The 20,614-nt window shown below is 51.3% G+C and carries 17 protein-coding genes; 5 read left to right on the top strand and 12 right to left on the bottom strand.

The genetic code is table 11. The features are described 5' to 3' along the window. The first annotated feature begins 197 nt into the window (after positions 1 to 197). Entirely contained in the window at positions 198 to 1,238 is a 1,041-nt protein-coding gene (locus AC534G_RS13775) for an oxidoreductase (protein ID WP_038640423.1), read from the top strand. A gap of 77 nt (positions 1,239 to 1,315) precedes the next feature. On the opposite strand, the gene add is transcribed toward AC534G_RS13775, so the two are convergent. The 6 genes from add to AC534G_RS13745 all read right to left on the bottom strand — a co-directional run bounded on the left by add (position 1,316) and on the right by AC534G_RS13745 (position 6,252). Beyond that, positions 1,316 to 2,317 carry an adenosine deaminase gene (gene add / locus AC534G_RS13770; protein ID WP_038640426.1) on the bottom strand — a complete coding sequence of 334 codons (1,002 nt, stop codon included), beginning with the start codon at positions 2,315 to 2,317 and terminating at the stop codon, positions 1,316 to 1,318. A 161-nt stretch (positions 2,318 to 2,478) separates the two neighbouring features. Beyond that, entirely contained in the window at positions 2,479 to 3,489 is a 1,011-nt protein-coding gene (cydB, locus tag AC534G_RS13765; RefSeq protein ID WP_069324192.1) for a cytochrome d ubiquinol oxidase subunit II, read from the bottom strand. After that, the gene (locus AC534G_RS13760; protein ID WP_038640431.1) at positions 3,489 to 4,895 is read right to left on the bottom strand and encodes a cytochrome ubiquinol oxidase subunit I; all 1,407 of its coding nucleotides are present in this window, start codon (positions 4,893 to 4,895) and stop codon (positions 3,489 to 3,491) included. Before AC534G_RS13760 ends, cydB begins: the two co-directional genes overlap by 1 nt. A 50-nt stretch (positions 4,896 to 4,945) precedes the next feature. Then, complete coding sequence (locus AC534G_RS13755; protein ID WP_038640433.1) at positions 4,946 to 5,452, bottom strand: ferritin-like domain-containing protein; 507 nt, start codon at positions 5,450 to 5,452, stop codon at positions 4,946 to 4,948. Between the two features lie 24 nt (positions 5,453 to 5,476). Beyond that, positions 5,477 to 5,974 carry a YciE/YciF ferroxidase family protein gene (locus tag AC534G_RS13750; RefSeq protein WP_038640435.1) on the bottom strand — a complete coding sequence of 166 codons (498 nt, stop codon included), beginning with the start codon at positions 5,972 to 5,974 and terminating at the stop codon, positions 5,477 to 5,479. A gap of 92 nt (positions 5,975 to 6,066) precedes the next feature. Further along, on the bottom strand, positions 6,067 to 6,252 hold the full coding sequence (locus AC534G_RS13745) for a con-10 family general stress protein (protein ID WP_006684659.1): 186 nt from the start codon (positions 6,250 to 6,252) through the stop codon (positions 6,067 to 6,069). Between the two features lie 484 nt (positions 6,253 to 6,736). Between AC534G_RS13745 and AC534G_RS13740 the strand changes: the two genes are divergently transcribed. Beyond that, positions 6,737 to 7,936: a zinc-dependent alcohol dehydrogenase gene (locus AC534G_RS13740; RefSeq protein ID WP_110498109.1), complete on the top strand. Its 1,200-nt coding sequence runs from the start codon at positions 6,737 to 6,739 to the stop codon at positions 7,934 to 7,936. Positions 7,937 to 8,004: 68 nt separating this feature from the next. On the opposite strand, the gene AC534G_RS13735 is transcribed toward AC534G_RS13740, so the two are convergent. Both AC534G_RS13735 and malX read right to left on the bottom strand, forming a co-directional pair. Next, positions 8,005 to 9,177 carry a MalY/PatB family protein gene (locus tag AC534G_RS13735; RefSeq protein ID WP_110498107.1) on the bottom strand — a complete coding sequence of 391 codons (1,173 nt, stop codon included), beginning with the start codon at positions 9,175 to 9,177 and terminating at the stop codon, positions 8,005 to 8,007. A gap of 10 nt (positions 9,178 to 9,187) precedes the next feature. Beyond that, positions 9,188 to 10,780: a maltose/glucose-specific PTS transporter subunit IIBC gene (malX, locus tag AC534G_RS13730; RefSeq protein WP_038640441.1), complete on the bottom strand. Its 1,593-nt coding sequence runs from the start codon at positions 10,778 to 10,780 to the stop codon at positions 9,188 to 9,190. 169 nt (positions 10,781 to 10,949) lie between these two features. Here malX and AC534G_RS13725 point away from each other — a divergent pair, with 169 nt between their 5' ends. After that, positions 10,950 to 11,978: a Mal regulon transcriptional regulator MalI gene (locus AC534G_RS13725; RefSeq protein WP_038640443.1), complete on the top strand. Its 1,029-nt coding sequence runs from the start codon at positions 10,950 to 10,952 to the stop codon at positions 11,976 to 11,978. Positions 11,979 to 12,023: 45 nt separating this feature from the next. Here the strand turns inward: AC534G_RS13725 and AC534G_RS13720 are convergent, their stop codons facing one another. Both AC534G_RS13720 and manA read right to left on the bottom strand, forming a co-directional pair. Further along, positions 12,024 to 13,532 (bottom strand): YdgA family protein, encoded by a 1,509-nt coding sequence (locus AC534G_RS13720; protein ID WP_069324327.1) that lies wholly within the window; start codon positions 13,530 to 13,532, stop codon positions 12,024 to 12,026. 106 nt (positions 13,533 to 13,638) lie between these two features. After that, the gene (manA, locus tag AC534G_RS13715) at positions 13,639 to 14,814 is read right to left on the bottom strand and encodes a mannose-6-phosphate isomerase (protein ID WP_110498103.1); all 1,176 of its coding nucleotides are present in this window, start codon (positions 14,812 to 14,814) and stop codon (positions 13,639 to 13,641) included. Positions 14,815 to 15,076: 262 nt separating this feature from the next. Between manA and fumB the strand changes: the two genes are divergently transcribed. Continuing rightward, positions 15,077 to 16,723 (top strand): class I fumarate hydratase, encoded by a 1,647-nt coding sequence (gene fumB, locus AC534G_RS13710; RefSeq protein WP_061381392.1) that lies wholly within the window; start codon positions 15,077 to 15,079, stop codon positions 16,721 to 16,723. A gap of 140 nt (positions 16,724 to 16,863) precedes the next feature. Further along, complete coding sequence (gene fumC, locus AC534G_RS13705; protein WP_038640450.1) at positions 16,864 to 18,267, top strand: class II fumarate hydratase; 1,404 nt, start codon at positions 16,864 to 16,866, stop codon at positions 18,265 to 18,267. Here fumC and tus read toward each other — a convergent pair. Beyond that, positions 18,264 to 19,193, bottom strand: coding sequence for a DNA replication terminus site-binding protein (gene tus, locus AC534G_RS13700; protein WP_110498101.1), 930 nt, complete (start codon positions 19,191 to 19,193; stop codon positions 18,264 to 18,266). The genes fumC and tus overlap by 4 nt on opposite strands. 74 nt (positions 19,194 to 19,267) lie before the next feature. Beyond that, positions 19,268 to 20,569, bottom strand: a complete 1,302-nt coding sequence (gene rstB / locus AC534G_RS13695; protein ID WP_110498100.1) for a two-component system sensor histidine kinase RstB — start codon at positions 20,567 to 20,569, stop codon at positions 19,268 to 19,270. Positions 20,570 to 20,614: the final 45 nt, after the last annotated feature.

The following is a 20,614-nucleotide window of genomic DNA, read 5'->3' as shown; positions in this document are numbered from 1 at the left end:
AAATGTTACTAATCTCTCCATAATACAGCAAGAAGATTGGGAACGATTTCAGCCACTTTTTCGCGGCAAATTCAGCTTAAGAAGCATATGTTTGACTTAAGTTAATAAACAACCTTTGTAGCGCAAAGGTTATTAAACTATTGAGACGTTGCAATGTATGGTGTGAAATAGGTCAGTCTGAATTGAGAGGCAATAACATGAGTGACAACATCCGCGTTGGGCTAATCGGCTATGGTTACGCCAGTAAAACCTTCCATGCCCCCCTGATTGTGGGCACACCAGGCCTGGAACTGGCCGCGGTGTCCAGTAGCGATGAAGCAAAAGTGAAGGCCGACTGGCCTACAGTGACGGTTGTTGCTGAGCCTAAGCACCTTTTTAACGATCCTAATATTGACCTGATTGTGATCCCTACGCCAAATGACACGCACTTCCCGTTAGCGAAGGCCGCACTGGAAGCGGGTAAACATGTGGTTGTTGATAAACCGTTTACCGTGACACTGTCACAAGCTCGTGAGCTGGATGCTCTCGCGCGTAGTCTGGGGCGCGTACTATCCGTTTTCCATAACCGGCGCTGGGACAGTGATTTTCTGACGTTGAAAGCGCTATTGGCGGATGGCGTTTTGGGCGAAGTTGCCTATTTTGAGTCCCACTTCGATCGTTTCCGCCCGCAGGTTCGGGACCGTTGGCGTGAACAGGGCGGTCCGGGCAGCGGTATTTGGTATGATTTAGCGCCACATCTTTTGGATCAAGCGATTAATCTGTTTGGTTTGCCGGTCAGTATGACGGTGGATCTGGCGCAACTGCGTCCGGGCGCGCAATCGACAGATTACTTCCATGCCATTCTGACGTATCCACAGCGTCGTGTGATTCTGCATGGAACCATGCTGGCGGCCGCAGAATCGGCCCGCTATATCGTGCACGGCTCACGCGGGAGCTACGTCAAGTATGGTCTTGACCCACAGGAAGAACGTCTGAAAAATGGCGAGCGCCTGCCTCAGGAAGACTGGGGTTACGACATGCGCGATGGCGTATTGACGCGAGTTGAAGGCGATGAGCGGGTTGAAGAGACCTGGCTGACCGTGCCAGGTAATTACCCGGCGTACTATGCAGGCATCCGTGATGCGCTGAACGGTAATGGTGAAAACCCGGTCCCGGCGAGACAAGCTATCCAGATTATGGAGCTGATTGAGCTTGGCCTTGAGTCCGCAAAACACCGCTCCACACTTTGCCTTGCCTGATAAGGCACATGCCGGATGGCGGATGCCCCGGCATTTGATCCGGCCTACAATGCAACGCCACGTAGGCCGGACAAGCGTCACGCTGCGGCGACTTTCTCGCGAAGCGTACGTTTCTCTTCGTTACTCAGGAATGCCATTTCCAGACCATTGATTTGCGCCTGGCGGATCTGTTCGCGAGTTAAACCCGCGGCAGGAGCGGCAATGGTGTACTCGTGAATAATATCGACACCCTGAACAGCCGGATCGTCCGTATTCAGACTGGCCACAACGCCATGTTCAAGAAATGTTTTCAGTGGATGGGTCGCCAGCGTAGCGACGGTGCTGGTCTGGATGTTCGATGTCAGGCAGGATTCAATGCCGATACGGTGTTCGGCGAGATAATCCATCAATGCGCGATCTTCGACCGCTTTAACACCATGACCAATGCGTTCAGCGCCCAATTCTTTAATGGCCTGCCAGATACTTTCTGGTCCCGCGGCTTCGCCGGCATGGACGGTGATATGCCAGCCTGCATCGCGTGCCTGGTTGAAATGTGACAGGAACAAACTACCCGGGAAGCCCAGTTCGTCACCGGCCAGATCCAGCGCAGTAATATGGTCACGGTGTGCTAACAGCGCATCAAGTTCCTGCAGGCAGGCGGCTTCGCCGAAGGTACGACTCATAATGCCAATTAAACGCGCTTCAACGCCAAAGGCCTTGCAGCCTTCGCGCACGCCTGCAATAACGGCTTCAACCACGCCTGCTACAGGGAGTTGATGGGTCATTGCCATGTAGCCAGGGGAAAAACGTAGTTCAACATAGTGCAGGCCGTTACGTGCGGCATCCTCAATATTTTCAAACGCGACGCGGCGGCAGGCGTCCAGCGAGGCCAGAACCTTTACGCCCCAGTCCAGTTTGGATAAAAAACTGACCAAATCAGGCTCGGTTGACGTCACTTGCACATGAGGGATCAACGTTTCCAGCGTCTGTGCCGGGAGGGTTAAATTGAACTGGCGACCCAGATCGAGGATCGTTTGGGCACGGATGTTACCATCAAGGTGGCGATGGACGTCGGTTAAGGGGAGAGAAGTATCAATCATGGTCGCACTCGTATTTTTAGGTAAAGTGCAGGGCATTATACAACAGAATCATAATTCTCTAATAACTTTGAATAAAGCGCGCCAACACTTTGTAAAAGGGTCACATTGTGGACATTTATTTCAGATTTTCAATGAGTCAGGCGATCGGCGCGCTATTCTGGTCAATGGTAGCCTTCTCCGTCAGATACTTTGCCGCGAAAGACATAGTAGCTCCATGCCGTATACATCAGAATGACCGGAATAATAATAAGCGTGCCAACCAGCATAAACATCTGGCTTGCAGGGGGAGCCGCCGCATCCCATAAGGTAATATGCGGCGGAATAATATAGGGCCACAGGCTGATGCCTAAGCCGCTAAAACCCAGAAAGATTAATCCCAGCGTCAGGATAAAAGGTCGTGCATGGCTGGTGTTGTCGCTGCTCAGACGCCAAATCCACAGGCTGAGTATCGTCACCAGAATGGGGACCGGCACAAACCAGTAGAAATTAGGTAGTGTGAACCAGCGCTCTGCGATGTATTGCCAGCTAAGGGGGGTCCAGATGCTGACCACGGCAATCACCGCCAGCAGAGCGAGCAGAACATGGCGCGTTAATTTACGCATCCGTTCCTGAAGCGCGCCATCGCTTTTCATTATCAGCCAGGTGGTGCCGAGTAACAGATAGGCGGCAACCAGTCCGAGTCCGCAAAACACATTAAATGGGGTCAACCAATCCAAGGCCGACCCGGCAAAGCGTCGTTCTGCTATATCGAAGCCGTTAATCACGGCGCCAACAACGATCCCCTGACTCACGGTCGCCAGCAACGAGCCGCCGGCAAATGCGTAATCCCAAAATAGCCGATGCGAAGGCGTGGCTTTAAAGCGAAACTCAAATGCCACGCCGCGAAAAATCAACCCAATTAGCATCATCGTGAGTGGAATTGCCAGTGCGTCAGCAATCACAGCATAAGCCAGAGGGAATGCGCCAAAGAGACCGGCACCACCGAGCACCAGCCAGGTTTCGTTCCCGTCCCAGACGGGGGCCACGCTGTTCACCATCACATCTCGCTCGCTGGGGGCATGTACAATGCTAAACAACATACCAATGCCCAAATCGAAACCGTCCATTACGATGTACATCAGCGTGGCAAAGACAATGATAATAAACCAGATTACGGTGATATCGATGTCCATCAGATTTTCTCCTCTTCATCCGTTACCGGTTCTGCGGCGGAAAGCGGACGCGCAGGGGTGCCATCGGTTTGTGAGGTCAGTTCACTGACCGGCTGAGGTCCTTTTTTAATCAGCCTGAATATGTAGTGATAACCCACGCCAAAGACGGTGCTATAAACGACGATAAATACCAGCAAACTGATGACCATTTGCGTTGTGCTGTGCAATGAAACGGCATCTCTCGTGCGCAAAAAGCCGTATACGACCCAGGGCTGGCGGCCAACTTCCGTGGTCACCCAGCCGGCCAGTAAGGCCAATAGTCCGGCAGGCCCCATCAAAAGCGCAAACCACTGAAATGGGCGGGAATGGTACAGGCGTTTGCGCCAACGTAACCAGACACTGCAGATACCCAGGGCGATCATCAACACGCCCATGCCAACCATGATGCGAAACGACCAAAATACAATTGCGGAGTTGGGGCGATCTTCCTTGGGAAAATCCTTCAGCGCTGGAACCTGCTTGTCCAGGCTATGGGTCAGAATCAGACTGCCCAGCGCAGGGATCGCCAGAGCGTATTTGGTGCGCTCTTCCTCCATGTCAGGCATGCCAAACAGCGTCAACGGCGTCGCCTCTCCGGGGGGATTCTCCCAGTGTCCCTCAATGGCCGCTATTTTCGCAGGCTGATGCTCAAGGGTATTGAGGCCATGCATATCTCCAATAACCGCCTGAATAGGGGCGACAATCAGAGCCATCCACAACGCCATCGAAAACATTTTACGAATGGCAGGGGTATCGTTACCGCGGAGTAAATGCCAGGCGGCAGATGCGCCAACGAACATCGCGCTACTCAGAAAAGCAGCAATCGACATATGCAATAAGCGATACGGAAATGAAGGGTTAAATATGATAGCCAGCCAATCCTGGGGAATGACATGCCCATTTTCGAGGCTAAAACCTTGAGGTGTTTGCATCCAACTGTTAGAAGCCAGGATCCAGAAGGTAGATAGCAACGTGCCCAGCGCCACCATACAGGTGGTGAAGAAATGCAGCGCTGGAGATACTTTGTTCCAGCCGAATAGCATTACGCCAAGGAAGCCCGCTTCGAGGAAAAAGGCGGTCAGGACTTCATAAAGCAGCAGTGGTCCGGTAATACTGCCGGCAAATTGCGAAAAGCCGCTCCAGTTGGTACCGAACTGATAAGCCATCACCAGGCCGGATACGACGCCCATCCCAAAATTGACGGCGAAGATTTGCAGCCAGAAATTATAGAGCGAGCGCCAGAGATTGTTTCGCGTGCGCAGCCACATCCCCTCCAGCACCACCAGATAGCTGGCCAGCCCAATCGTAATCGCGGGAAAAAGAATATGGAAAGAGACAGTGAAGGCGAACTGAAAACGGGCTAAATAAAAAGCGTCAAGTTCAGGCACGGTACAGACCCCATCCGAGGAAGCTCTGCCTGAAGCAGAGCGTAGTGAGATTATTTTTTGGCTACAACGCCGTCAGCGTCAGACCGTAAGAGAAATTGTTCTGTCGTTTGCGGAATATGTTTAATCAGCCAGTCGGCCATCTCACGTTCCTCTGCCAGAATCGTTTCGATAGCGGGGATAGAGGCGGTATCACCGACCTTTTTAGCGGCGGCCAAAAGCGATGTGTAGCAGGCTATTTCAAATTGCTCGAATACATAGCCGCTAATTGCGCCTTTTACAATTTCGTCAGAAGGAAACATGCCGCCAATCGACTGACCAAAAGCCGCCATTTTACTCATTGAGTCTTTTAATACAGAGCGCGAGATATCGTTTCGATCGAGGATCTCTTCCAACAGAGTAATTTGCCGTTTTGTTTCATTAATATGTTGCTCAATTCTGGCACGCAAATCAGGATAATTATCGATACGACTCGCCATCGATTCCAGCATTGACTCCGCTTGCTTTTCCATCGCGTGCGCATCGCGTAGCCAGTCATGGTAATGTTCTAAGTGATTCATCGTAATTTCCTCGTGTCAGTATGGTTATCGTTTTTCAGCGTCTTTATTAATGTTACCAACCGCAAGATCGGTTAATTTCAGATCGGTTTGTTTCTCTTCTTCAAGCGTTTCTGCGAGGAGTTTTACGGCTTTTTTATATCCAAGTTGTTCTGCCAGCGTTGCCAGTGTGCCGTAGCTGGCAATTTCATAATGTTCCACTTTCTGTGCGGCTGCGATTAATGCCGCATCGCGTACTTCATTTTTCTCGGTGCTTTCAATAACCTCATTAGCCTCTTCAATTAAGCCTTCCATCGCCACACATTTCATGCGCTTAATCTTAATTCCCGGCTCTTGCTCAACGATTTGGTCAATTCGTTCAATTTGCCCCTGGGTTTCTTCCAGGTGGGCATTAAAGGCTTTGCTGAGTTTTTCACTTGATGCGGCTCTGGCGAGTTTAGCCAGTCCGCGCGTTAATTGTTTTTCAGCGCTATAGGTATCTGAAAGTAGGTGAATAAATACGTCTTCAATGCTTTTCATATGCATATTAATATCCTGTAGAGGTTAAAAATAACTGCGAGCCTCATACAGACCCGCAGGACACTCTTTTCATTAAAAGATGAAAATAACGCTAACTATCAGGAGTTGTCAGACTTACGGCCACCACCGTGGCTGCTTTGTCCACCTTTTTTGCCTGCTTCAGATGCGCGTTGCGGATCGTTTTTGAAGTTACCACCGCTATGTTGACCGCCTTTACGGCCCGCTTCTGATGCTTTTTCTCGGTCTTCTGCGAAGTTACCGGAACCACCACGATGCTCTGCCATATATCACCTCATATATCGGTTATGTCAGTCAGATACAAAAAATAATTTCGTATCCGTCGTTGTTCAAGGATTAAAGTTAGCGGCTATTTGTATTAAGTCAAATTTAATGTTGATAGGCGGATTAGTCCGTATTGATAATTTTCAATGGATTGCGGTAAATACCGCTTCGTTTATTATGGTTGACGTTTAATTAATAAATCGCTGTAACCGTCTGAGATTTAGAAGGAATAAAGGCATGATTGCCTGATCAGGATTGTTCTTGTAAATTTTCTTAAATTATAAATAGATCGCAATAAAATCGAAGCGTTCCGCTCAGTCTTAAAATGACATTATTAAATGTCATGGTATTCATTTTGTTCTACGCTTACTACTCTTTTGGGCAAAAACAATACGGAGCGAAAACATGGTTAACCTAAATAATGAAGGAACCAGCCAAATACGATAATTTTTTACTTTTAAGATGATGACTTAAAGGAGAAAAATGATGAAAGCACTGACTTATCATGGCCCTCATCATGTTAGCGTTGATAATATGCCAGATCCCGGCATAGAAGAGCCGGATGATATCATTCTGCGTGTTACTGCGACTGCTATATGCGGTTCGGACCTGCATCTTTATCGCGGTAAGATCCCTGGAATTCATCATGGCGATATATTTGGTCATGAGTTTATGGGCGAAGTGGTTGAAACGGGATCGCAAGTGACGGCTGTAAGTAAAGGTGATCGCGTGGTGGTACCCTTTGTCATTGCCTGTGGCGAATGTTTTTTCTGTCAACTTCATCAGTATGCCGCGTGTGAAAGCACTAACAGTGGCAACGGCGCAGCGCTGAACCGCAAGAATATCACGCCACCGGCGGCACTGTTTGGCTACAGCGATCTGTACGGCGGTATTCCTGGCGGTCAGGCCGAATATGTTCGGGTGCCAAAAGCGAACACAGGCCCATTCAAAGTGCCGGATACGTTGGCAGATGAAAAGGTTCTTTTTCTGTCTGATATTTTACCGACGGCATGGCAGGCTGTGAAGAATGCCGACATTAAGCCAGGCTCCAGCGTTGCTATCTTTGGCGCTGGACCGGTAGGATTATTAACAGCTGCCTGTGCTCGTCTCAACGGTGCCGAACAGATATTTATCATTGATCATAACGATTACCGCCTTGAATTTGCACGACAACGTTATGGTGCGATTCCCATTAACTTTGATAAAAACGACGATCCCGCAAAATGGATTATTGATAACACGGCAGGTCATCGTGGCGTGGATGCGGTGGTTGATGCCGTCGGTTTTGAGGCAAAAGGGAGCCTCACTGAAACTGTACTCAGCACATTAAAAATTGAAGGCAGTAGTGGAAAAGCGCTCAGGCAATGCATTGCGGCAGTGCGCCGGGGAGGAATTGTCAGCGTCCCTGGCGTTTACGCCGGTTTTATCCATGGATTCATGTTTGGTGATGCTTTTGATAAGGGACTGACGTTCAAAATGGGGCAGACACATGTGCATGCTTACTTACCTGATCTGCTTAATTTGATCGAGAAGGGATTGCTTACCCCTGAAGAGATTGTGACGCACCATATGCCGTTGGAAGATGCCGCAAGAGGATATGAAATTTTTGAGAAACGGGAAGATGGGTGTCGAAAAGTTATTCTGGTACCGGGAATGAAAGCGGGATTATCCACGGTGAATGATTGAGGCTGGCTTAATGGAGGAGGCGTCAGGCTGATAAGGCGCGCAATGAGGTTTTCATTGCGCAAACCTGCTTAACGAATTGTACGGATGGCGTTAATCAATCCCTGAACGCCTTTTTCAAGTTTTGAGCGCGGGCATCCGGCATTCAGGCGCACAAAACCGCGTCCTTCTTCACCGTAGGTGTATCCTGGCATGATGGCGACTTTCTGCTGGTGGATAAGCGCTTCCTGCAATTCGCGATCATCAATGTTGAGCGGACGCAGGTCAATCCACGCCAGATAGGTAGATTGCGGAACCTGCCAGCTCAGTTCGGGGAATGCGGCATTAAGCTCGCGTGAGACGTAATGCAGGTTGCTGGCAAGGTAATCCCGCAGCGCATCAAGCCAGCTAGCGCCCTGTTGATAGGCGGCAATATGAGCGGTCAGCGCCAGTACCGCCGGCGAGGAAAGACCATCGCGACCTTTTAATGCGCTGAGATAATCGTTACGACTTTGAGCGTCTTCAATCATCCCGTAAGCCCCGGTCAGTGCGGGAATATTAAAACTTTTTGAACCGGAAGTGAGCAGCGCCCAGCTGTCACGCGCGACGTTACTCCAGGGAATATGTGGGTGATCTCCCCATACCATGTCCATATGGATCTCATCGGAAATAACTTTTACACCATGGCGCTGACACAGTTCCGCCATGGTTTCCAGCTCATCACGCTTCCACACTTTACCCGTCGGATTTTGTGGGCTACAGAGCAGAAGAATTTTGCTCTCTGGACGAGACAGGGCATTCTCCAGCGCGGTCATGTCGCAGTACCAACCGTCAGTGTGTTTTTCCAGTTCGACAGCGCGCACCACACGCTGATTACCCTCGATAGCTTTGTAAAACGCGTCGTAAGCCGGAGTGTGGATAACCACCGCATCACCCGCGGAAGACCACTGGCGAATCAGCTCTGACACCATATAGATGACCGAGGGACCATATACCAGCGACTGAGGATCGATTTTGGTATTGTGACGCGTAAGAAACCAGTGCTGAATGGCCGCCAAAAATTCATCATTTTTCCAACGGCTATAACCCAATACGCCATGGGACAGGCGCTGGGTAAGCGCCTCAAGAATGCAGGGGGCAGTGGCAAAATCCATGTCAGAGATGGTGAACGGTAGCAGATCGGCTGAGCCAAAACGGTCGGCGACGTAATCCCATTGGGTACACCAGGTGCCGTGTCTGTCCACAACCTTTGAAAAATCAAACATAGTGTTGTCCTTAAGCCTGTACGGTATTCATCAGAACCGCGATTTCGTCTTTCACTGACTGGACCTGCGGACCAATAACAACCTGGAGGTTATGCTGATTGAGTTGTACTACGCCAATGGCACGATTGTCCTTCAGAGCTTGTACGTTAACAAGTGACATATCTTTTACTGACAAGCGCAAACGAGTAATGCAGTTATCCAGGCTAACAATGTTTTCCGCGCCGCCCAACGCCGCCAGAATAGCTGGCACGTTGTATCCCGATTTACCTGGCGCTCCAGCCATCACTTTTTCGATAGTGCTGGCCATTTCGACTTCGCGACCCGGTGTCTTCAGATTGAAGCGCGTGATGGCGAAGCGGAAGATAACGTAATACACCGCGAACCAGATAGCCGCGACGACAGGGACCAGATACCACTTGGTAGACAATCCATGCAGGATGCCGAACACCACGAAGTCGATCAGGTTACCGTCAGTGTTACCGATGGTAACGCCAAGCACCGCCATCACGGTGAAGCCGAGGCCGGTAAGCAAAGCATGGATCACATACAGAACCGGGGCCACGAACAGGAACAAGAACTCAAGAGGTTCGGTCGTACCACCAATTACACAGGCAATCAGACCGGAAATTAATAACCCTTTAATTTTATGACGATTCTCTGGACGTGCGCAGTGATACATCGCTAACGCTGCACCCGGTAACCCGCCGAGGAACGCTGGCATTTTACCCTGGGACAGGAAGCGGGTTGCGCTTTCAGAGAAGCCTTGGGTTGTCGGGCAGCTCAATTGAGCCTGGAAAATAGTCAGTGCGCCGCTCACGCTATGACCACAGACTTCCTGCGTGCCGCCGGCTTCGGTAAAGCGAATCAATGCCACCAGAATATGATGCAGGCCAAAAGGCAGCAACAGACGTTCGCCGGTGCCAAACAGCATAGGACCAAATTCACCTGCACTGTTGATGATGTGACCGAGTCCGGTAATGCCCATGGCGAAAACCGGCCAAATCAGGGGAATGACCAGACCGACCAGGCCCATCACTACCGAGGAGATGATGGGAACGAAGCGAGTGCCGCCGAAGAAGGCGAGAGCATCCGGCAGACGAATGTTATGGAAGCGTTCATGCAGCATCCAGACGATGATCCCGGCGATGACGGCGCCGAGGATCCCGGTGTCGATCGACTGGATCCCCAGAATATTTTGCACGTTGTTGGCTTTCAGGATCGCCGCATCAGTGGTGGGTAAGATACCTTTTGCGGTTAACCAGAAGTTGACGGCAAGGTTCATTACCGCGTAACCGACAAAACCAGCAAACGCCGCCACACCTTTGTTCTCGCGCGCCAGGCCAAGAGGAATGGCAATACAGAACATCACCGGTAGGAAGCTAAACGCAAATGAGCCAACCTTGCTCATCCAGGTAAAGATGGCCTGTAGCACCGGATTTCCTAACGCCGGGATTAACGTTAAGACATCGTGGCTGCTTAACGAACTGCCGATCCCTAACATGATCCCGCAAAATGAGAGCAGAGCCACGGGCAACATAAAAGTTTTGCCCAACTGCTGGAAAAATTCCCATAACGTTATTTTTGGTGTGGTTCTCGTCGTCATTAAACGACTCCTTGTTAAATCAGGCTGGCTAATGATGGCGAGAAGATAAAACGTTTTACCTAATTTTAGTGCGGTATAAATCACATTATCGAACGATAATAGGGGGTATAAATATAAGTGATTGATAAAACGTTTTATCCGTCACGTTATCAGGGAGTTTTCTGTTTTTATGGCTATAGCCAAAAAAATAACGATCCATGATGTTGCGCTGGCTGCAGGTGTTTCGGTCAGTACCGTCTCATTGGTACTCAGTGGCAAAGGACGTATTTCATCAGCAACCGGTGAACGGGTAAATGCTGCCATTGAGCAACTGGGGTTTGTGCGTAATCGACAAGCATCAGCCCTGCGCGGTGGGCAGAGCGGGGTAGTAGGGTTGATCGTGCGCGATCTTTCTACGCCGTTTTACGCCGAGCTAACGGCGGGGCTGACGGAAGCATTAGAAGCCCAGGGGCGCATGGTCTTCTTACTGCATGGCGGTAAAGACGGCGAACAGCTGACACAGCGCTTCACCCTGTTACTTAATCAAGGGGTTGATGGCGTGGTGATCGCCGGGGCCGCAGGCAGCAGTGACGCGCTACAGCAACTGGCCGCTGAGAAAGGGATCCCGGTGGTGTTTGCGTCACGCGCCAGCTATATGGATGACGTTGACACCGTCAGACCTGATAACATGCAGGCCGCGCAACTTCTGGTTGAACAACTGATACGTCATGGGCATCAGCGCATTGCCTGGCTGGGCGGGCAAAGCTCTTCATTAACCAGGGCAGAGCGCGTCGGCGGCTATTGCGCGACATTGTTAAAGTATGGTTTGCCGTTTCATAGCGACTGGGTGCTGGAGTGTTCATCCAGCCAAAAGCAGGCCGCGGAAGAGGTGACGGCGCTGTTACGCCGGAATCCCACAATCAGTGCGGTGGTGTGCTACAACGAAACCATTGCCGTAGGCGCCTGGTTTGGTCTGATGAGAGCAGGGCGACAGAGTGGTGAAACAGGCGTGGATCGTTACTTTGAACAGCAAATATCCTTGGCCGGATTTGCCGATGTGGCGGAAAGCGCGCTGGATGACATTCCCATCATTTGGGCCTGCACGCCTGCCCGTGAAATGGGATACACCCTTGCGGAACGCATGCTACAACGCATTGGCCACGATGAAAGCCATTCGCGCAATCTGACGCTTGCCGCCCGACTGGTCGTCGCGAAATAAAAAAAGCCCGATAAGCAATGTTATCGGGCCTGTCGTAAGGGATATTTACTGTTGCGGGGCAGCAGGCGCGTCCGGCTCAGCAAAGGCAGGCATACCGAACATGCCAACAAACTCATCCAGCGACATTTTCTGTCCGTTAAGTGTTACCTGACCGTTCGCATATTGCAGGCTGGAACCGATAACGTTGTCCTGCAGCGTCGTAATACGGAACATCTGACCCATCGCCGCGAGGCCATTAACCTGCTGCTTCGCCAGACCCGCCGCTTCTTCCTGCTGATATCCTTCCAGTTTGGCAATCTGCGTCATGAATTCAGTCGCCATGTCGACAGGGATCGTCAGCTTAGCGTCCAGTGATTTGACGGAGCGATCCACTTCCTGGGCCAGCGTTTGCGGCTCCACGGTGTTTGCGGTCGGATCTTTCAGCAGTAGAGACAGATTAAAGGCGGTTTCACCTTTCGCATTTTTCCAGCTCAGTGGCGCAATGGTGATAACCGGTTCGCCTTTCATCAGAATCGGCAGGGCACTAAAGAAGGCTTCGGTGACTTTCTGCTGATATAGCTCCGGGTTTTGCACCACATCTACCTGTGACATCAACGCCTTGGTCTGGGCGCTATACTGCTGACTGAACTGGTGCAGGGCTTCACCATCAATCTGACCCACTTTCAGCGTCAGTTTGCCGCTACCCATATCCTGGCCCTGCAGTTTAAGGCTGTTCAGAGTGTAATCCAGCTGGCTGTTAACGGTTTTACCCTCGTTGATCAGATCGGATTTACCATCGATACCCATGCCTTCCAGAACCGCCAGCTCTTTACCCTCGACTGAAATTGACAGTTTTTCGAGTGACAACTTCTGGTCGCCAATACGCTCACCAAAGCTGGCGATACTGCTGGAACCTTCAGTTTTCAGGTTATTGAAGGTAATTTGTACCTTCTGGTTGTACTCATTGACCGCATTAACCAGACCACTTTGCGCATCGCCAGTCAGCGAAACAGCATTACCGTCTTTGTCAGCCGTAAACTGGAATTCCCCGCCGCTGAAGGCCACTTTTTCATCGCCATTCTCGTAGTTCAGCGGTTTGAGGGAGAGATCGGAGCGGGTATCGCCGCTGTAACCGATACGGGAGTTAATGATGAATGGCGTTTCACCTTTGGCAATGTCGAACAGTGGTTTGGTGACGTCGTTATTCACCAACGTTGTTTTCACCGAGGCCATGGCGGGGACCAGATTCAGCGACTTCAGCTGTGCCAGCGGGAAAGGACCGTGATCAACCGTTTCATTAAGGACGATGCTTTGCCCCGGCTTCAGCCAGGAATCTTGCTGCCCGGTGATGGGTTTAACCACCAGTTGCAGTTGGCTATTGAACACGCCGCGCTGATAGTTTTGATAACTCAGTTCAATTCCCGCCTCAGGGGAGTAGCGTTTCAACTGATTGTTTGCCTGTGTCACCATCTCGGCGAGATGCGTTTCGAGTTTTTTACCTGTGTACCAGGCGCCGCCCGTCCAGACGATACCCAGTGCAACCACTACACCCGCAGCTACCAGCGATTTTTTCATTTTGATATCCATAAAATAAAACCAGGCGTTTGAAGACGCCTGGAGGAGTGACTTGTCTTTAACTCACTACAGCTTAGCAAGAGTTGTTAAAAATATCAGTATCTTGCTACAGCTTGTTATAAACCCGAGCTAAACGGCCCTTGCCGCTGACGTTTACCGGCGATTCATTCGCACTAATAAAGGCCGACTCACCCGGCTGCAGTACCAGACGCTGCTCACCTTTGCTCAACACGGCTTCACCCTCAATGCAGAACAGAATTGCGGCGCTTTGCTGGCCGATCTCTGCACCAGTGGCCGTTAACTCATGTAGGGAGAAGGCGAAATCGTCGACCGGAATGGGGAAGTCCAGTTCGCCATCTGTTTTAACTGGTGTGGTCAGCAACTGGTTTGCAGGTTTAGCGACAAATTTAACGTTGGCGACCAGTTCCGGGATATCAATATATTTTGGCGTCAGTCCGGCGCGCAGCACGTTATCTGAGTTCGCCATCACCTCCAGCGCCACACCCTGCAGGTAGGCGTGCGGGGTTTCAGCAAACAAGAACATGGCCTCGCCGGGATTGAGTTTAACCACGTTGAGCAGCAGTGGGGAAAAGAGTCCGCTGTCGTTAGGGTAGAAGTCGGCGATCAGGCGGATGGTTTGCCAGGGTTCACCCTGCTGGCTGTTCAGCGCCGATTTCAGGATCGCCAGCGCATGGGATTTCTCCTCATCCTGCATATTGAGCAAACTGGCGAATAGATAGCTCAGACGCTCTGCACTCGGCTCCTGCAGGAAATGCGCAATCGCTGGATGCGCAGCGGAAACGGGTTGTAATAACGCAACAATTTCGGAGAACTCACGAAATGCGTTCATTGCCAGGAAAGGCGTCAAAGCAAAAACCAGTTCTGGTTTGTGGTTAGGATCTTTGTAGTTGCGCTCGGAGGCATCCATTGGGATCCCGGCGGCGTTTTCTTTGGCAAACCCGATTTCAGAATTGTGCTTGTTAGGATGAACCTGAATCGAAAGGGGTTGCGCGGCGCAGAGCACTTTAAACAGGAAGGGCAGTTCACCAAAGCGTTTGGCAACGGCATCACCTAATAGCGCGGATTTATCGCGTTCAATAACGTCGCGCAAAGCAACCGTCTGACCATCAGCGCTCTGAACCTGCGAACTGCTTTTTGGGTGCGCCCCCATCCAAAGTTCAGCCATCGGTTGCTGAGTTGGGTTGGCAATCCCATAAAGTTCCGTTAACGCAGTTTTACTTCCCCAGGCGTAGTTCTGCACTGAGTTGATGAGTTTTTGCATTCTCAAGCCCTGTTTGAATGTGGAATTTTCTCTGGCTATTAAACCAAGAAACCCTGAGGGAAGTAACCTGCGCATGTAAAAAGTCGTACTTGTCTCAGTTTTTGTTAAAAAAATGTGTAGGATATGGTGACTCGCTTTTAATACCCTGAGTATTTCCGGTTGCAGAAAGCCTTGCCTTCTCCAACCCGACTTACGGCAGGGAAGCAGGGCAATGGAACATCTGCCCAGAGAATAACCAGACCTAGCAGTAAGTGAGAGCACAATGTCAAACAAACCCTTTCATTATCAGCATCCTTTCCCGCTTAAAAAGGATGATACCGAATACTATCTGCTGACCAGCGACTATGTCTCCGTTGCCGAATTCGAAGGGCAGGAGGTTATTAAAGTCGCGCCGCAAGCGCTAACCCTGCTGGCTCGTCAGGCTTTTCATGATGCGTCGTTTATGCTGCGTCCTGCACATCAGCAGCAGGTTGCTGATATCCTGCGTGACCCTGAGGCCAGCGAAAACGACAAATATGTGGCCCTGCAATTCCTGCGTAACTCCGACATCGCGGCGAAAGGTATTTTGCCGACCTGTCAGGATACCGGCACAGCGATAATCGTGGGTAAAAAAGGTCAGCGTGTCTGGACCGGCGGCGGAGATGAAGCGGCACTGGCACGAGGGGTCTATAACACCTACATCGAAGACAACCTGCGCTATTCGCAAAACGCCGCGCTGGATATGTATAAAGAAGTGAACACTGGCACTAACCTGCCGGCGCAGATCGATCTGTATACTGTTGACGGCGATGAATACAAATTCTTGTGTATTGCTAAAGGCGGTGGTTCGGCAAACAAAACCTATCTGTACCAGGAAACCAAAGCGCTGCTCACGCCGGGCAAATTAAAAAATTACCTGGTCGAGAAGATGCGTACGCTGGGAACAGCGGCTTGTCCGCCGTATCATATCGCGTTTGTGATTGGTGGAACGTCGGCGGAAGCGACGCTGAAAACCGTCAAGTTGGCTTCGGCGAAATACTACGACGAACTGCCGACCGAAGGTAACGAGCATGGTCAGGCATTCCGCGATGTGGAGCTGGAAAAAGAGCTGTTGATAGAAGCGCAGAATTTGGGGCTGGGCGCGCAGTTTGGCGGGAAGTACTTCGCTCATGATATTCGCGTGATCCGTCTGCCGCGTCACGGCGCGTCGTGTCCGGTTGGCATGGGCGTTTCTTGCTCAGCCGATCGAAATATCAAAGCTAAGATCAACCGTGAAGGCATTTGGATCGAAAAACTGGAGCATAATCCGGGTAAATACATACCAGAAGAGCTGCGTCAGGCAGGCGAAGGCGAAGCGGTGCGCGTTGACCTCAATCGGCCGATGAAAGAGATCCTGGCCCAGTTGTCGCAGTACCCGGTGTCCACGCGTCTGTCACTTAACGGAACCATTATTGTTGGTCGTGATATTGCGCATGCGAAACTGAAAGAACGTCTGGATAACGGTGAAAGTTTGCCGCAATATGTTAAAGATCACCCGATCTATTACGCCGGTCCGGCAAAAACGCCGGAAGGCTATGCCTCTGGTTCACTTGGCCCAACCACAGCCGGACGTATGGACTCATATGTCGACCAGCTTCAGGCCGCTGGCGGCAGTATGATCATGCTGGCGAAAGGCAACCGCAGCCAGCAGGTGACCGATGCCTGCCATAAGCACGGCGGCTTCTACTTAGGTAGCATTGGCGGCCCCGCAGCGGTGCTTGCCCAGGGCAGTATCAAGAGTCTGGAATGCGTGGAATATCCTGAACTGGGGATGGAAGCCATCTGGAAAATTGAAGTGGAAGATTTCCCAGCGTTTATCCTGGTGGATGACAAAGGTAATGATTTCTTCAAGCAAATTCAGACGTCGCAGTGCGCACGCTGCGTTAAGTAACGTCAGCCGCCCTTAGGGGCGGTTTTTTTTCCGCACGAACCACCAAACGACAGTTTAATCCTCGTTAATACTGATAAGACCAATGCAAGTGGGCAATGTCGAAACATAACCTAATCAATTCTTAATGTAAGGAGCAGGTAATGGTAACGGTACGCCGCGAGAATGATTCAATGGGCGCAATTGATGTTCCTGCCGATAAGCTTTGGGGGGCGCAAACCCAACGTTCGCTGGAGCATTTTCGTATCTCTACGGAGAAAATGCCGGTCTTGCTGATCCATGCGCTGGCGCTGACGAAACGGGCGGCTGCCAAGGTTAATTTAGATCTCGGGCTGCTGGCGGAAGATAAAGCCACCGCGATTATGCAGGCCGCAGATGAGGTATTGGCGGACAAACATCGGGATGAGTTTCCGTTGGCCATTTGGCAGACGGGGTCCGGCACGCAAAGCAATATGAATATGAATGAGGTGCTGGCAAACCGTGCCAGCGAATTGCTGGGCGGCGTGCGGGGAATGGAGCGAAAAGTTCACCCCAACGACGATGTTAATAAAAGCCAAAGCTCGAATGATGTCTTTCCAACAGCGATGCATGTTGCCGCGCTGCTGGCGCTGCGCAAATCACTGATCCCGCAATTAACGGTGTTGACCAAAACGCTCAGTGATAAATCCCACGCGTTTGCCGATATCGTCAAAATTGGCCGGACGCATCTGCAAGATGCGACCCCGCTTACGCTTGGGCAGGAAATTTCCGGCTGGGTGGCGATGCTCGAACATAACCTCAGACACATTGAAAACAGTTTACCCCATGTGGCGGAACTGGCGTTGGGGGGAACGGCGGTGGGAACTGGACTGAACACCCATCCTGAATATGCGCGTCGGGTCGCGGATGAGTTGAAGGTCATTACCTGCGCGCCGTTTGTTACTGCACCGAATAAATTTGAAGCACTGGCGACCTGCGATGCGTTGGTTCACGCCCACGGAGCGCTCAAGGGGCTGGCGGCGTCACTGATGAAAATCGCCAACGATGTGCGTTGGCTGGCATCCGGTCCGCGCTGTGGTATTGGTGAAATTTCAATTCCTGAAAACGAACCGGGTAGCTCCATTATGCCGGGTAAAGTCAATCCGACTCAGTGTGAGGCGCTGACCATGCTTTGTTGCCAGGTGATGGGCAATGATGTTGCCATTAATATGGGCGGGGCGTCAGGTAACTTTGAACTTAACGTTTATCGACCGATGGTCATTCACAACTTCCTGCAATCAGTGCGTTTGCTGGCGGACGGGATGGAAAGCTTTAACGAGCATTGCGCGACGGGTATTGAACCCAATCGTGAGCGAATCGACCAGTTACTCAACGAGTCGCTGATGCTGGTTACCGCACTCAATACCCATATCGGTTACGACAAAGCCGCTGAGATAGCCAAAAAGGCGCACAAGGAAGGGCTGACGTTAAAAGCATCAGCCCTGGCGCTGGGATATTTAACCGAAGCGGAGTTCGACAGTTGGGTACGACCGGAACTGATGGTTGGCAGCATGCGACCGGGCAGTTAATCAGCAACGTACAGGTGCAGTCGGGGAATAATCAATCTCAACGGCTGCGCCTGAGGTTTAAAACGATGCTGAACGTTGTCGGCATCGTAATTCAGTAACTCGCCGATATCGGGTACGGTCATACCGTTGTTGTTGTTGATTAGCGCAATCAGCGGCGTCGGGCAGGCGTATTGCACCTGTTTTTGCTCTCCTTTGTACCAGACGCGGGCGATGGGCTGCACTTTCACCGGTCTTTTAATCTTCAGTTTTGCCTGCTGTGGCAGGGCTGCGATGTCCTGATATTCCCGCTCCAGCTTCGCCTGCCACTCTTCACGCGTCCATGGGTGTACGCTGCGCGGCGACGTCAGACTCTTTTCCAGTTGCTGCAGGACTTCATCGCGCTTCAGGTTTTTAATGATGTGTTTGTTAGCCCAGCCAAAGCGCAGGGTGGCGGGTTCTTTCACCAGCGTGAGCGTACGATAGGCATTCAACGTAATCAGTCCCGGCAAGTGGCGATGCACCCATTCGAAACGTGCCGCCGGCGGCAGTCCCGATTCCACAGTGACAATGCGCTCAAACGTCGTTTTCAACTGGTTGATACGCTGAATTTGTTCTTCCAGAGCACATTGTGCCGCGTTATCCACCTGATAGCACAACACGCCAGGAAGACGGACGGCCGCTTTGCTGCTGCGGTTCTCGGATTGCTGCTGAATAAACAGATGGCGATAGTGACGCAGTGCCAGCGATTCAGCCTCTTTGCCTAAATGTTGTTTTACATCGATGCTCTGCAAAGGGGCATGTTCTGCCTCCTTGACGACTTCTGGTAACGAGAACACGCGCGCAATCAGCAGTGTCTGCTGCAACAAATTTTCGCTCAGCAGCGCCAGCTCCTGTTCCATCTGGCGGAAGGTGCTGTTCAGACGGTCAACGAGATCGTAACGGGCCATGTGTTTTACCCTTTTAGTTACAACATACTTTTTTATAGCACAACATTTGCCGCCTGACCACCGAGCGGCATGGGTCAGGCAGTGGGAAATTCAGGAATGTTATGCCAGACGGGCCAACTGAAAGAAAAACGAGCCCCGCCCAGTTCACTTTCATCGCAGACGACCGTACCGCCCATAGCCAATGCGATCGAGTGGACGATGGCTAACCCAAGTCCGCAACCACCGGTCGCCCGGTCACGACTGGGATCGAGGCGTACGAATGGCTCAAAAACTTGTTCACGCGCCGCAGGTGCGATACCCGGACCGTCGTCTTCCACGATCAGTGTCGCCTGGTTACCGTCCAGCTGCAGACTGGCTTGTACCGTCGACTGGCAATAGCGCAGGGCGTTATTCAGCAGATTATCCAGCACGCGCTCCATCAGGCGCATATCCAGTGCACCGTAATCGCCACTCTGAAGATGGCGTAGCCGCACCTCATGGTCAGGATTGACGCTTTGCACATCCTCAAGATGGGTTGTCAGCCAAAGGGGCAGGTCGGGTACGCTAAGCTTCAATTCATTTTGTGGGCGATCCAACCGGGCGTAGGTCAGTAACTCTTCGATCAACGCTTCCAACTGGCCGATATCACGATTCAGTGCCTGAGATTCATGCTCGGTGAGGTTCTCACTCATCTCCAGTCGGTAACGTAAGCGTACCAGTGGAGTCCGAAGCTCATGGGCAATACCATCAATAAGCTGTTTTTTACTGGCGATCAGCGCATTGATATTGTCCGCCATCTGGTTAAACGCCACACCAAGACGCTCAAAACTGGAACCGTTATCAAAATGGAGGCGTTCGCCCAGATGTCCCTCACCAAAACGTTGTGCTGCGGCTTCCAGTCGGAGCATTTCCTGCCAGTGGGGGCGCATCCAGATAAACACCGGGAAGGCCAGCGAAATGGCAATGAACGCCATCAGCGCGATGTCCAGCAAGCGCATTTGATGCAGAAAATAGAGATAGGGTACCGGGCCGACGGCCAGCACGTAATGGCTGCGCGGGATTCGTTGAATAAAAGTGTACTGATCGTCAAGCGCGACAATATCGCCTTCGCGCAGGCGCTGCATGGTTGGGGCATCCAGCGTGTATTTATTCAGCGGTTCAACGCGCAGATCAAAAGAGAGGTTCAAATCCATCTCCTTTAGCGTCTTACCCCAGTCACGTGGTGGGATCTCGCGCAGTTCACTGCGCATCAGGTACAACGAGCTTTTCATTAAATCGTCGAGCGACTGTCTGCCCGCGCGTTCTGCGGTGAATTTGTATACAAGGCCGACCAGCAAGGTCATCACCAGAAAGCAGACAAACAGCAGGAGATAAAACTGTACAAACAGCTTCTTCATATAAAATCACCGAATACGCAATATAATGCGTACTGATACTCTCAA

Source organism: Citrobacter sp. CRE-46, from assembly GCF_059615875.1.
This window is presented reverse-complemented; position numbering and strand designations above follow the sequence as displayed.

Coding starts and splice junctions, on each gene's coding strand:
- rstB (WP_110498100.1), bottom strand. CDS start 20,569: ATGAAGAAGCTGTTTGTACAGTTTTATCTCCTGCTGTTTGTCTGCTTT.
- AC534G_RS13775 (WP_038640423.1), top strand. CDS start 198: ATGAGTGACAACATCCGCGTTGGGCTAATCGGCTATGGTTACGCCAGT.
- fumC (WP_038640450.1), top strand. CDS start 16,864: ATGGTAACGGTACGCCGCGAGAATGATTCAATGGGCGCAATTGATGTT.
- cydB (WP_069324192.1), bottom strand. CDS start 3,489: ATGGACATCGATATCACCGTAATCTGGTTTATTATCATTGTCTTTGCC.
- manA (WP_110498103.1), bottom strand. CDS start 14,814: ATGCAAAAACTCATCAACTCAGTGCAGAACTACGCCTGGGGAAGTAAA.
- AC534G_RS13745 (WP_006684659.1), bottom strand. CDS start 6,252: ATGGCAGAGCATCGTGGTGGTTCCGGTAACTTCGCAGAAGACCGAGAA.
- AC534G_RS13725 (WP_038640443.1), top strand. CDS start 10,950: ATGGCTATAGCCAAAAAAATAACGATCCATGATGTTGCGCTGGCTGCA.
- tus (WP_110498101.1), bottom strand. CDS start 19,193: ATGGCCCGTTACGATCTCGTTGACCGTCTGAACAGCACCTTCCGCCAG.
- AC534G_RS13720 (WP_069324327.1), bottom strand. CDS start 13,532: ATGAAAAAATCGCTGGTAGCTGCGGGTGTAGTGGTTGCACTGGGTATC.
- AC534G_RS13735 (WP_110498107.1), bottom strand. CDS start 9,177: ATGTTTGATTTTTCAAAGGTTGTGGACAGACACGGCACCTGGTGTACC.
- AC534G_RS13750 (WP_038640435.1), bottom strand. CDS start 5,974: ATGCATATGAAAAGCATTGAAGACGTATTTATTCACCTACTTTCAGAT.
- malX (WP_038640441.1), bottom strand. CDS start 10,780: ATGACGACGAGAACCACACCAAAAATAACGTTATGGGAATTTTTCCAG.
- add (WP_038640426.1), bottom strand. CDS start 2,317: ATGATTGATACTTCTCTCCCCTTAACCGACGTCCATCGCCACCTTGAT.
- AC534G_RS13740 (WP_110498109.1), top strand. CDS start 6,737: ATGAAAGCACTGACTTATCATGGCCCTCATCATGTTAGCGTTGATAAT.
- AC534G_RS13755 (WP_038640433.1), bottom strand. CDS start 5,452: ATGAATCACTTAGAACATTACCATGACTGGCTACGCGATGCGCACGCG.
- fumB (WP_061381392.1), top strand. CDS start 15,077: ATGTCAAACAAACCCTTTCATTATCAGCATCCTTTCCCGCTTAAAAAG.